The sequence below is a fragment of the Oribacterium sp. P9 genome (assembly GCF_046365365.1).
Taxonomy (GTDB): domain Bacteria; phylum Bacillota; class Clostridia; order Lachnospirales; family Lachnospiraceae; genus Oribacterium.
This window is the reverse complement of the sequence record NZ_JBKEIS010000027.1, coordinates 1-12657: the sequence shown is the minus strand read 5'-3', so window position 1 is coordinate 12657 and position 12657 is coordinate 1. Positions and strand designations below refer to the sequence as shown.

The window sequence follows — 12657 nt, the reverse complement described above, 5'->3', positions numbered from 1 at the left end:
TTATTTGTAAAAAAAGACCTACGCTTTCGCGTGAGTCTAAATGTTAAGTTGACGACATTGGGGTCAGACCCCCTTACGAAATTCTTAAGGTCGCGTGCTGCGGGCGGCGCAGGCCTCAGCGCAGGAAGAGGCCGAAGAAGTGCGAGCGGTCGAAGAGGAAGATACAGATGTCCATGAAGAGGTGCGCGATCAGGGTACTGACGATGACACCGTTGGCCTTCATGAGGAAGCCGGATGTGAAACCGTACCAGACGACCGTGGCAGAGTAGGCGCTCATGAGGAGGAGCACCGGGAGATTCCTGAACAGGCCGAGACAGTCGTTGCGGAAGCCATCCCAGGTGACGTCGAAGTAGACGAGACGACCGATGACGAGCATCACGAAGTAGAGAATCAGGTTTTCGTAATTGTAGTCCTCATAGATGAAGCGAATGTACATGAGGATCAGCATGACGTAGATCGACGCCATCAGCCGCACCGAGCCGCGCTTCTGCGCAGAGATGTAGCGCAGCGGCACGAGGACGCGGTCGAAGATGCGATCCACGAGCATCGACACGAGCAGAAAGCCGATGAGCACCCAGTCCTTGTACTGGTTCCAGACTTTACTTACGGTGTGGAGATTGATGCGATCGCCGATGATGTAGTAGAGCGACAGCAGGAGCAGAATCGAGGTGCTCGCGAACGCCATCTCGTAGAAGGATTCGATGAACTCGTGCGGTCGCGTATCCACCGGATCGAGCAGCGGCCGGCGGGCACGACTGTGTGGGCGGGTCTCTGTCGCCGGATCCGTATCCGGCCAATGTTCCCGACCGTTCAGACGGTCGTCGATCCGGTCGGCGTACTGGTGCCGGGTACGACTCTGCGGGCGGGTCCCTGCGTCGATGTCGACTGCATTGGCCTCGTCCGCTGCGGCGACTGAAGACGCGCCGTGACGATCGATCTCCTGCCGGATGCGCGCGAGGGCGAGAATCACGCCCATCACGAAGATGAGTCCGGCGAGCGAAACGAGGAAAAACGGCACGGCAGACGCCATGTCGAAGTAGTGTTCGATGTAGTTGAAATATTCCATAAGAAGCCTCTTTTGTCTTGATTCAACGAACTACATGATATACTTTTCGATATTCGTGTCAAGGAAGGCCGCGTGAAATTTCTGTGAAATTTCGGGCACGCCATAGAAAGAAAAACAGACAAAGTAAAACCCCAGTACCAGGTCATCTTCACTAGTACTGGGGTTTTACTGATCATTCGGGCTTCTGTATCCCATCGGAGTACCCTCCCTTATTTTATTTAAATGCAGATCTCGAATCATTGAAGCATCGCCTATGACTTTCTACCATCTGCATCACACTGAGTTAAGAATCAATTTGATGAAGCATCGCCATCGCATCTCTTCTTTTGTTGTCTTTATTCTACTAAATAAAAAATGCTTTGTCAACATATTTTTATATAAAAAACATTTTTATTCTTCTTGTGAAACCTGCCCAGATCATGGCTATATACAGCAAAAAATTTCGTATGACTTGTGTTCGCCAAAGGAAAAGACAAAATTAAAATAGACGAGGTAAACATCATCATCGGGCTTGCTTTCTGTCCCGGTGACGTTTTCATCTGGATATGAAGGAAACAGCCATGGCTACTTTGAAGAACATATGCACCTTTTTTCAGAATTTAAATGAAGAGGATGCGGAGACCGGTAGAAAATATCGCGTAGAAATCGCGATCGATGTCACCAGCGATTTCACGGAAGAAAGACGGCAGGATGCGGTGGTCAAAATGTACCAGGAGATGGAGAGGCTGGCTAACCGGAGTATGAAGGCAGCCATCGCTGCGGAAACGCCGGACGAGAGTATCCATATCATCCTGGAGCATCTGGGAAAGTTCCTCAACGGTGAGCGGACCTACATCTTCGAGCGAAACGAAAGTGGCGGCGACGACAACACCTATGAGTGGTGCGCACCGGGTGTCACCCCGGAGAAGGACAATCTGCAGAACGTACCGCCGGAGGTCTGTGCCAACTGGTATCGTCACTTCGAGGACGGTAAGGCGATCGTGATCGGGGATCTGGAAGAAACGAAGGAAAGTGACCCGCTGCAGTACGAAAACCTGAAGCGCCAGGTCATCCATTCCCTCGTGGTGGTCCCGCTGTATGACGCCGGAAAGGTCATCGCCTTCTACGGCGTAGATAACCCGCCTCCGATGTTTTTAAAGTACTCCCACGATATGCTTCAGATCGAGGCCTCTTTCCTGATCTCCTGCCTACGTCGGAGAACCCTGCGTGCGAAACTGCTGGAGCTGAGCTTTCAGGACGCGCTCACCCGGCTCGGGAATCGCTTTGCGCTGACTGCCTATGTCAAGCGCCTGGATCCATCACAGAGCCTGGCTGTGGTATACTGAGACATCACCGGCCTGAAGCAGGTGAACGACACACAGGGCCACGAGGCAGGGGACGCCCTGATCCCCTTCACTCATGCAATTCCAGCGGCAGTCCATCCGGGTCATGAAAGAATGTCATCTTTTTTCCGGTATAATCGTCCACTCGGATCGGTTCGCATACAATCCCGACTTCCTCCAGCTCTTTCACCGTCTGCTCCACACTGTCCACACAGAACGCCAGATGCCGGAGCCCACAGGCTTCTGGTCGATTCACACGCTTCGGCGGATCTGCTTCTGCAAAAATCTCCAGCTCCGTATGTTCATCGATGCGCAGATCCAGCTTCCAGTCCTTCCGCTCCGGTCGATAGTTTTCTCTGACCACGGAAAAACCAAGTCTGTTCACATAGAACTCTTTGGCTGCTTCGTAATCTGATACGATAATTGCGACGTGATGTATTTTTGATAAGTTCATTTCCAAATATCTCCCATGTTCATTTCTTCCCGGGGGGGCCTGATCCCAATATCAGCTGCTCGACTTATGCGTACTGCAAGGTATGAATTTCCGCCAGTTCATCCCCTCCATCTAACTTTAATAATAGACCTTTTCTGTATCCTTATCAGCGAAACTAATTACCATGGCTCCGTTATACCCGTTACACCTGTACACGTCAAGAACCAGATCCGTAAGCGTATTTTGCGTATTTTGTAACTACTGAAAAAGCGACGAGACTGGTTCACTGAGAATCAATCTCTTCGCATTGTTTTTTCTTCCCTTGGCCTGGTCCTCAAATGCTTCGATTGGCATTTTTAAAATTAATTTGCATTTCCGGTTGGCATTTTCCAAATATTTTTCTTTTTTCGGTTGGCATTTTCTAAATATCTTTAAATATACGATTGGCAAATTCTAAATATGATGATATTCTTAGATTGATGAAAGCAGCCGCAGTCATTGTGTAAGGAGGCATAGAAATTGTACATTAATAGAGAAATAGATCATATTCTTCTTGACTGGAAAATGTCCGATCGACACAAACCCCTGATTCTTCGCGGAGTCCGTCAGTGTGGAAAAACTTCTGCTGTACGAAATCTATCTCAGCAGTTTGGGGATTACATTGAATTGAATCTGGAGAAAGAACCGGATATAGGAAAAATATTTGAAGGCGAGCTGAATATGAACAAAATCATCAATCGCCTCGAATTACATTTTTCAAAGAGAATAAGCTCTGATACCTTGCTGTTTATCGACGAAATCCAGGAATGCCCTCGAGCCATTACCGCCCTTCGCTATTTTTACGAAGACAGGCCTGAATTGTATGTAATTGCTGCCGGTTCTCTGCTGCAATTTGTTCTGGATGGCAAAAAAAACGATACACCCGTTGACTTTCCGGTAGGTAGAGTCAGAAGCATATTCATGTATCCATTTTCTTTCACAGAATTTCTTCATGGCACTGGCAAGGAAATCTTAGCCGATTACCTGAAACATACCGACTTTTCCGAAACACCAAACGATGCTCATCAGGAACTTCTGGAAGAGTACAAAATATTTCTGACCGTTGGTGGCATGCCTGAAGCCGTAAGAGAATATGCAGAAACCGGCAGTATTCAGGCCTGCCAGCAGATTCACAGAGATATCATCCTGAATTTCAAGGACGATTTTAATAAATACAGCAGGAATGTCTCTCCGGAAATCATACGAAAAGTATTTGATTATGCTACTCATCATGTATGCAGTCAGACGAAATCATCCTCTGCCATCACAGGCGTGAGTGCTTATTATTTTGATTTATGCATAGACCTGCTAAAAAAAGCAGGTCTGGTATTTCCTGTGAAGGCCTCTGCCTGCGACGCCATACCGCTCGGCGTATCTGAAAAGGAGACCAATAAAAAGCTGCTGCTGTTTGACTCAGGCGTTTATCTGACCGAATGCGGCCTTGATGCCGGAGGTATTCTTGGTGCCGAAATTTATGACGACATGAATAAAGGCGACGTCGTCGAGATGGAAACTGGCCTTGAATTCATCAAAACTGCAAGTCCCTATTCAGAGCCGGGGCTGTTTTACTGGTATAGAGGCGGTGCTAATGCAGAAATTGATTACGCCATCGTTCGAAGCGGTCAGATCATTCCAGTCGAAGTTAAATCATCCGGAAAAGGAAGTATGCAAAGCCTGCACAGTTTTTTAGATACGCATAAATCACCGTATGGAATCCGAATCTCACTGGAAAATTTCAGCGAATATGAAACTATACACGTCTTCCCGGTCTACGCCGTGAGCAGAATATAACCCAAGAGCCTGCCCCTACCATCTTACTTACTCAATCGAAAATGTCACCGATACCTCGGCTTCTACCTCTACCTGTCCCGGCATCAGCGAAGTTCCTGTATCTGCACTGTCCATCTCCATCACAGCCATTTGTTTCATATTATTTGATGCATATGCCACCGCCTGATCACTGCTGCTTAACTCCTGTACCTGCGTCATGGCAACGACCTTTTTCCCGCCAGCTTCAGCCATAAGGTCTGCCTTCTTTCGTGCAGCCGTGATCGCATTTTTAAGCGCTTCTTCATAAAGCTCATCGAAGTTACTGCACTGATACTGCACAGAGTCGATGGAATTGATGCCAGCATTTACGGAATCGCTGATGATCGTCCCTGCTTCATCGATCGGCACAGAGGATACCACGATCTCAGTCGTCATTTCGTAACCCGTGATCTTTCTTCCATCATTCCAGTCATAGATCGGATTCAGTCCGACATTGCTGGTCTTGATGTCTTTTTCATCGATACCTTTTCCCTTTAAAAGAGATAATACAGCATCTACATCCTGTGCATTCGTTGCCTGACAGCTTTTCGCATCCTTCTCCTGTGTATACACGCTATACCTGATCTCCGCGATATCCGGTGTAGCCTTAACCTTTTCTTCACCTGATACAGTGATACCGGAATTTTCCGTAGACTGCACAGTGATCGTGGACGGAACGGTTGCAGACGAGCAGGCAGTCAGTGATGCGGATGCAAGAACACATGCCATAAGAGCGGCGGCATAAATATACTTTCTGTTTTTCATAGTCGAATCTCCTTCTTTTTTGATATTTGTTTCTATATCTAAAAAGACCGGTTATTCTTATATGTCGTCACAGAAATCTGGAGTTCTGAATGTACTTTTTCATTTCAGAAATCGGTTGGATGTTCCGTCCCCACCATCACCCGACGGACTTCCTGCTCTGGAAACGTCGTCCGCGTCCTCGTTCCTCTATGCTTCCGGCAGGCCGCAGCGCAGCGCCAGAACGGCTCCCGCCCGGCTTTCCCATACCCGCGCAGCCTCCGTGCGATCTCGCCCTCACCGAACCCACGAAGGTACTCCCGGAAGATCCGCCGCACGACCACTCCCTGCTCCGGATTCACGCGCAGCTGCCCCTCCTCATCCTTATCGAAACCGAACAGCCGCGTCGTATTCACATGCACTATCTTTTCCATTTTCTCTTCCTCACAAACCACAACAGCACTTCGTCACCATTGTTGCAGTTCTCCCCCGAAGAGACAACTTCCCGGAGGCTGGCCCCAGTATTCCGTGGCTTCATTTCACATCACGCGGCCAATGCCTCCGTCTTCACATCATCACGCGCCGTCCAGCAATGTTCATGTTCGTCGCGCTTCCGGTTCTCTTCATCTTCCTTGAATAATTTCTGGCAGCTTTCATTCCAGAATCCGCTATACGCCTGACTCTGGCCTCGATTGAATCCCGAAACGTATGCTTCTTTTCTGGCTTCATTTATCAGCTTTTTAATCTCACTGTCCTGCCCTCCCAGATAGACCTCATCTACAACATAGAAGGAATCCCCCTCGTTACTTTCTTCATCTATTTTGATTCTGTTCATCCCGTTACCTCCTCACCCTTGTTTGGAAAAAGAATTCTCATATAATCTCTTCCACTGTAAATCACTCGATCGATATATACTATATCATCTGATCTCAAGCGGTAAAAGGCAAGGTAATTCTTGAACGAAACATACCGGTATCCGCTGTTAAGTCCGTTTTCAAATTCTAGCTTTACGCCGGCTTCTGGAAAAGACATTAGAATATCGACCTTATCCATGATGCCCTCTACCGTATTCTGTGCTGCACTTTGATTACAGCGTTCCTTCTCGATATAATCCCATATGCCATCAAGATCCTTTAGCGCTCTCGGGGAATACTCAATTGTTCTCTGCATGTGCACGGGCCTTAAAGTGGTTTCTTACGTCATTCGAAGAAATCCATCCTTCTTCCTCTCCTGATCTTCTTCCCTCCGCCAGCTCACACATCAGACAAAGCTGAGCCCGCATCTGATCATATTTTTCTGCTTTTTCTCTCTGCTCCTCCTGCTCATCGATATTCATGACCGTATAGCAGCCACGTCCATTTTTAGTCAGATATAAAGGCTTTCCGACCTTAACAGTCTCAAGAACAGACGCATAATTTCTCAAATCAGAAATCGGTTTGATGTTCGGCATAATGAATCCTCCTTCCTCTCTATCTTCATTATACTTTCAAGCGTAACAAATTCAACGTCAAATTCAGCATCAAATTTGACGCGTTATCTTCGCCCATTCTATCTTCCCGGGGCCTGGCCCCAATGGCCCCCAATACACGAATGACATTCCGCTGGTACCAACAATTTTTTCACCATCTTTGGCCAGCCAGGACACAAAGGTCCCATCAGACATATGTCTGTCATAATAATCTCTCAGTGCAGGAACCAGATCCGGTAGCACCTTCCTCCTTGAGCTGATTTATTCTCATCTGGATGAGAGTATCAAGTTCCTTTTCTGTCAACTTTTTATACTGGATTTCCATGAAAACACCTCACAGTTCGCAAATCATAATGTATTCTTCGTCGTTCTCATCCACGGTCTTGAATCTGACCCATTACACGCTTAAATACCTTAAAATTTGTGTCATCCCGAGGGGAACAATATACGGCAAATTCAATGGTTTTAAATGCGTGCCGATAGTCCGTAATCACTTCTTTTGCAGCACGCGCTACCACCTCCGGCTTGTTCTGAAATGCTCCGCATCCAAAAGCCCCCAGAATTACCACTTCAGCTCCGTTCAGCACGGCAATATCCAGAATCCTGGTTAACCTCTTTTTATGGATTTCCAGGAGTTCCCGGTCACTGACTTTTGCCGCCCAATTGCCGTTATCCTTATTGAACCGATTGCTCGGTCTCTCCCGCAGGTTCGGCGCTGCGCAGGTGATAACATCAACATCATACCAGTCTTTCTCATTCATTAGTTTCGGGCAGCTCGTATCCGTCTTGAATACGGTCACATCCGGCGTATAGATGATATCCGCATTGTTGATCGGATTTTTTGCGTTCCGATGAGGGTAATAGAATCCATTCATCATTTCCGGCACGCTCAGGCAGAAATACAGCCCGGAGCATCTGCAAAGGCACTCTTCCTGTGCGCTGGATCCCCTTGTCACTCCGCCACCCGGATTGGTCGCAGACGCAAAGTTATGTACCGCCACTTTTGATTCATGATAACCGGATGCTGCCTCAAATGTCCGCTTTGTGGATACGACGATCTTCGATTCTTCTGTGAAACGTGACTTATCAGCGGAAACTAGCTCCATTCCTTCCAGAATCAGCTTCTGGTTTTTCACAGACCGTACAAGGGCATCCTTAATCCTTTCGTTTGTTTCACACAATCTTTTAGTGTCTTCGAAAATCTCCACATTTTCAAAACTGCTCATACATTGCTTATTTCCTTCCTCTTACTTTCATGTGTTTTGCCGTCGGGCTTTCTTTGTTTCTCGTTTCTTCCCGGGGTCTGCCCTGATATTCTGCCTTAGATCTTCTGCACGTATCTGCACTTCGGGTAATTACTGCATCCCATAAACTTTCCATACCTGCCGTTCCGCTCGACCAGCTGTCCGCCACATCGCGGGCACACGCCGGCCTTGATAGCGTTCTGTTTCGTATGAATCGCCTCCACATGCGCCTTCCGATTTTCCGCACTGTCAATGTTTCCGTCCTGAAGCATCGTCACGATCTCGCGCACTCTCGCCTCATCCATCACCTTTTCAGTCGACAGCGCCTTGATCGCATCATTCAGATATCCGTATTTCACGACCTTCGCATTCTGCACGCTCACCTTCAGCTTCACATCCCCAGGAAACGTCACGATCGGATAAATTGGAATCCACGGATCCTGCAGCAGTGCTTCGATGGCCTTCACATGCCCATAGTTCTGATGAATCGGATTCATGAACCGATTCTTCGTCTTATATATCGTCTGCGTCCACTGACTGCTGTTTTCCGCTCCCGAAATCCAGCCCGTATAATTCTTCACCTCGATCACGAAAATGCCATATACCGATACCACGACATGATCCACCTGCGAAGTTCCGCGCTCCGTCTGCAACATCACATTATGAATCACCGTATACTGCTCCTTCGGCAGATGCGACAGCACCCAGCTGACCATCGCCTCACCGGATGCACCCTTGATCTTCGGTGTCAGGCGCCGAAGCACTTCCTCGAAAATCAGCAGTGCGATAAACACCCATATCCACTTATTCTGCAGTACTATTTCCATACTCACCCTGTACTCTTTATGGAGTCAGCCTCATAAAGAATTTCTTAATCCAGGAGCATCCGTCCGCTCCTACTACCCATCCAGCGGCCAATGCCTACGTCATCACCTCATGGCATAGCTTTTCATATTTCTTTATCTATTTTCATCCATCTGTTACTTTCCTTAAGAGGTCCATTACTAGCATTTCCACCATCTTTAAATATATAATAATCGTTTCCGACTTGACACACATCACCTCTAGTTACTGGCGTTTTTATATCTTGATTTGCTGACGTAAAAACCGAAATATCAATCGTCTTTCCAGTATATTTAGTGATGTAGTAATAATCAGCACAATTATCTGGATTAAAATTATCCAGTCGCCACTGATCCATATGTTCAGATCTATTTCCTATATAGATATTACCATTCCAAATGTACACTTTATGTGGTTCAATTGTGTATTGCGATTGTTTTTTAATGTCTTGATTCCAGTCATAAGCGGGGCCACCAAATGGCGATGTGCCAGACGGCGTAACACCACTCGTATTTTCTTCTTTTGTTTCTTCCGTCTCCGGTTGCGTCGGTGCCTGTGTCTCCGGCTCTGTAGGCTTCGTTGGTGTTGTCTCCGGTTCTGTCGGACTCGTCGGTTCTATAGGCTTTGTCGATGCCGGTGCCACGGTTCCCTCACCGCCTTCCGCTCCGCTTCCTGCACTTCCGCTTCCGCTGCTTCCACTTCCGTCATCATAGTGCAACACTGCAACATTCCTCGCAGCATCAAATTCTACCCATGCCTGTCCTGCTGCCTTCGGTCCTGTTCCTGCGACCTTTCCGAAAACACCTTCCAGACTTGCTTTCAGCCCGCCGCTCTGCCACTCATCCTTCTGCTGCCGTAACTGAACCGGCGCATAATCCGCATGATTCTTATTAACGCTGCCGCCCATCATGGCGTCCGTAAGCACTTCCGCATACTGCGACCGTATATTCGCCGCATCGGTCGCTTCCCGCGCCTTCTCCAGCTGCCCGCTGAAAATCGGTATCGATATCGCTACCAGTACTCCAATGATGGCAACCACGATTAGAAGCTCCGCAAGGGTAAAGCCCTTCTTACTACGCTTAATATGCATTCTATCCTCGATTTCTTTGATGTATGAATATATAACCATGACAGCTGATCTAGCATCACAACAGCAATCACCGAGAATAATTTTACGCGTCCGCATACCCACAATCAATGCGCGTAATCGCTGAAATATCGTTCATGAATATAGCTAAATGCCAGTAACCGCCATCGAAGCCGCTTACTTCCCGCAGGCCAATGCCTCCGTCTTCACCTCATCACGCCCCAATCAGCCAGCATTTCTTGCAGATAAAGCAAAAGCGGCGAGACTGATCCACAGAGAATCAATCTCGTCGCTTTTCCTCGCTTTTGGTGTTCTGCTATTTTTTATCACATCTCAGGGCCTACCCACAATATCCCTCCTATTGCGGCTACCCATCCCTTTACCCTAGCAACTACTGCAATTTAGTCGCATCATCATACCGGAAAACGGCTGGCGTCAACGCGCTCACCAACTGATTTCTTATATTTTCCGCATTGGTCCGTGTCGTATTGACTCCATTGATTCGGAACTCATCATATTCTGTGGTAGCGGTACTTGCAGCATCAGTATCTACAATATAGTTCATATAGCATACCTCCTTAGCTGTTACCCCTTGCATGAGATATAGAATATTTTCCGCATATCCCATATGTCCATCTTCAGACTCAAAATATCCGGTTCCAGGGTAGTAAATAATTGATCCATTCGCTCCAAATTCGTCCAGATTCCCCATCGTGATAGGGCATACCGTTCCATTTTGATATGTGCAGATAGTAACTCCTTTGTAATGGTAGGAGCCATCTGTAAAAATCAATTCTGGAACACTATCGCCATCCAGATAAACAAGCGAATATCGGATCGGATTATATCTGTCTGTGTCCTTCTGAAGCATGTAAGTCTTATATGCTTTCACCACTTCTTCATGAAATACATCAGACTGAACGGACTGTTGACCAGAGTTTGCGTTCATTGTCGCACCAACCGTCTTCGCCTGCACAACTCCGTTGATCGTCCATGCACCCGCAGCATTTACCTGATACCCATCCAGTGTAGATGTATTCATAAGGCAGTATCCGCTCGGATCGAAATAATAGCACTCTGCCACGCCATCATTATTCCCATCAATCCACTGCCAGGTATTTGCAGGCCAGGTACCATTTCCATTGTTATACCACCACCCCTGCGCATTCTGTACCCAAGCACCTGCGAATGCCGTGACATTTGCCAAAACCGCCATAATCAACATCGTAACTACAGTCTTAAATCGTTTCATATCTCCTCCCGCCGAAATAAACACAGCCGTTACAGATATAAGATTACTGCGAAAACAACGAAAGAGATAATGAATTTCTGCATGTACACCATATGTGTAATGGTTATGATTAATGATTGACGATAGCCAATGCCTCCGTCTTCACATCATCACGCATCCAAACAGCAAAAACTTCTTGTAGATAAAGCATAAGCGACGAGACTGATTCACTGCGAATCCATTCTCGTCGCTTCGTTTTATTCTATGTCATATTTGATCATATAAGGGAATCCGTCTTATCACGAATCAGTCTCTCTCAGCCAATCCCATACTGCTTCATCAGCTCGTCGCAATATGCCGGATCCTCCGCCGCACGCTTCGCATCCTCGATGCGATTCTCCGCAAGCAGACGTTTCATTAGATCCGCCATCTGGCTCTTTCCTTCTGCATTACCTTCAGCTTTGCCTTTCTCTATTCCTCTGTTCTCAATCTTATCCAGAATCTCACACATATTTCGCATCTCTCCCTTCTGAGCATCTGATGCTTCATTATAAACATCTTCAAACCGATGGTCATTTGTCATGACACTAAGCAGCTGTAGCGTTTCCTGCACGTGCTTCAAATCCTGTGGTTTCGGCTCGTAATCTCCATTCTCCTGCTTCTGCACGAAATAGTCCGCCACGACCCGGAAATCGCTCTGAAATAAGTCTACCTCCTTCTGATCCATAAACGCAATCTCAAATACGTGAATTTCATAATCATTCACATACTTATCTAATTCCTTCGGGATATCCAGCCTATCCTTCAGCTTTAACGGTCCGCTCCACCTCTGTTTATGCCCGAAGTAAAGCACCAGCGTCACGACCGGATAATGTACCGCCTGTTTGTTCAAAAGCTGCGCCCGATACTCCGCACCATCATAGCCTATCACGCGAAGCGGCATATCCGGATCACTCGCGGTCTGGTTTTCGAAGCCAATGCAGGCGACCCGTATGTTTCCGTTCTTCCATCTCTTTGCGACATCCCGCTCGATCTCGTGGATCTTACCATCCGCCTTGTAATACGACCGTGGAGCCTGGTCCTCCAGCTCCTCCTCCGACAGCACCTTCCTGCCTTTAAATAAAAGTACATTTACGATGTCTGAAAACACATCATTGTAGGATTCAAGGATCTTCTGAGATGCATCCTTTTGCGCCATTTCGTCACTCCTCTCTGTATAGTTTCCTTGGGGAGATTAAAGTACGAACCGTCAAGTTGACTGGTTCCTGGGAAGTCTTTAATATGCCCCGATTCTAACATGGGAGTTCAGAATGCATATTGCGAAGCTAATCGGCCGGGTTTGCGAAGCAAAACGGCCGCATTCCGTTTCTGAAC

At 47.3% G+C, this 12657-nt stretch carries 14 protein-coding genes; 2 read left to right on the top strand and 12 right to left on the bottom strand.

What is annotated here, in order from left to right; all coding sequences use genetic code 11:
- Positions 1–115: 115 nt before the first annotated feature.
- Complete coding sequence (locus tag ACK8P7_RS10495; protein WP_410044155.1) at positions 116–1066, bottom strand: hypothetical protein; 951 nt, start codon at positions 1064–1066, stop codon at positions 116–118.
- Between the two features lie 560 nt (positions 1067–1626).
- Between ACK8P7_RS10495 and ACK8P7_RS10490 the strand changes: the two genes are divergently transcribed.
- Entirely contained in the window at positions 1627–2391 is a 765-nt protein-coding gene (locus ACK8P7_RS10490; RefSeq protein ID WP_410044154.1) for a GAF domain-containing protein, read from the top strand.
- Positions 2392–2458: 67 nt separating this feature from the next.
- Here the strand turns inward: ACK8P7_RS10490 and ACK8P7_RS10485 are convergent, their stop codons facing one another.
- Complete coding sequence (locus tag ACK8P7_RS10485) at positions 2459–2842, bottom strand: VOC family protein (RefSeq protein ID WP_410044153.1); 384 nt, start codon at positions 2840–2842, stop codon at positions 2459–2461.
- A gap of 498 nt (positions 2843–3340) precedes the next feature.
- Here ACK8P7_RS10485 and ACK8P7_RS10480 point away from each other — a divergent pair, with 498 nt between their 5' ends.
- Entirely contained in the window at positions 3341–4651 is a 1311-nt protein-coding gene (locus ACK8P7_RS10480; protein ID WP_410044152.1) for an ATP-binding protein, read from the top strand.
- Positions 4652–4678: 27 nt separating this feature from the next.
- On the opposite strand, the gene ACK8P7_RS10475 is transcribed toward ACK8P7_RS10480, so the two are convergent.
- The 10 genes from ACK8P7_RS10475 to ACK8P7_RS10430 form a co-directional block, all read right to left on the bottom strand.
- Positions 4679–5434 carry an SIMPL domain-containing protein gene (locus ACK8P7_RS10475; protein WP_410044151.1) on the bottom strand — a complete coding sequence of 252 codons (756 nt, stop codon included), beginning with the start codon at positions 5432–5434 and terminating at the stop codon, positions 4679–4681.
- A gap of 104 nt (positions 5435–5538) precedes the next feature.
- The gene (locus ACK8P7_RS10470) at positions 5539–5844 is read right to left on the bottom strand and encodes a hypothetical protein (RefSeq protein WP_410044150.1); all 306 of its coding nucleotides are present in this window, start codon (positions 5842–5844) and stop codon (positions 5539–5541) included.
- Positions 5845–5954: 110 nt separating this feature from the next.
- Entirely contained in the window at positions 5955–6245 is a 291-nt protein-coding gene (locus ACK8P7_RS10465) for a hypothetical protein (protein WP_410044149.1), read from the bottom strand.
- Entirely contained in the window at positions 6242–6580 is a 339-nt protein-coding gene (locus tag ACK8P7_RS10460; protein WP_410044148.1) for a type II toxin-antitoxin system RelE/ParE family toxin, read from the bottom strand. Before ACK8P7_RS10460 ends, ACK8P7_RS10465 begins: the two co-directional genes overlap by 4 nt.
- Positions 6564–6860: a hypothetical protein gene (locus ACK8P7_RS10455; protein ID WP_410044147.1), complete on the bottom strand. Its 297-nt coding sequence runs from the start codon at positions 6858–6860 to the stop codon at positions 6564–6566. Before ACK8P7_RS10455 ends, ACK8P7_RS10460 begins: the two co-directional genes overlap by 17 nt.
- 389 nt (positions 6861–7249) lie before the next feature.
- Positions 7250–8104: a TIGR02452 family protein gene (locus tag ACK8P7_RS10450; protein ID WP_410044146.1), complete on the bottom strand. Its 855-nt coding sequence runs from the start codon at positions 8102–8104 to the stop codon at positions 7250–7252.
- Between the two features lie 95 nt (positions 8105–8199).
- On the bottom strand, positions 8200–8949 hold the full coding sequence (locus ACK8P7_RS10445; RefSeq protein WP_410044145.1) for an NERD domain-containing protein: 750 nt from the start codon (positions 8947–8949) through the stop codon (positions 8200–8202).
- 122 nt (positions 8950–9071) lie between these two features.
- Positions 9072–10055, bottom strand: a complete 984-nt coding sequence (locus ACK8P7_RS10440) for a type IV pilin protein (RefSeq protein ID WP_410044144.1) — start codon at positions 10053–10055, stop codon at positions 9072–9074.
- 388 nt (positions 10056–10443) lie between these two features.
- Positions 10444–11304 (bottom strand): hypothetical protein, encoded by an 861-nt coding sequence (locus ACK8P7_RS10435; RefSeq protein WP_410044143.1) that lies wholly within the window; start codon positions 11302–11304, stop codon positions 10444–10446.
- A 295-nt stretch (positions 11305–11599) separates the two neighbouring features.
- On the bottom strand, positions 11600–12481 hold the full coding sequence (locus ACK8P7_RS10430; protein ID WP_410044142.1) for an Rpn family recombination-promoting nuclease/putative transposase: 882 nt from the start codon (positions 12479–12481) through the stop codon (positions 11600–11602).
- Between the last annotated feature and the right edge of the window lie 176 nt (positions 12482–12657).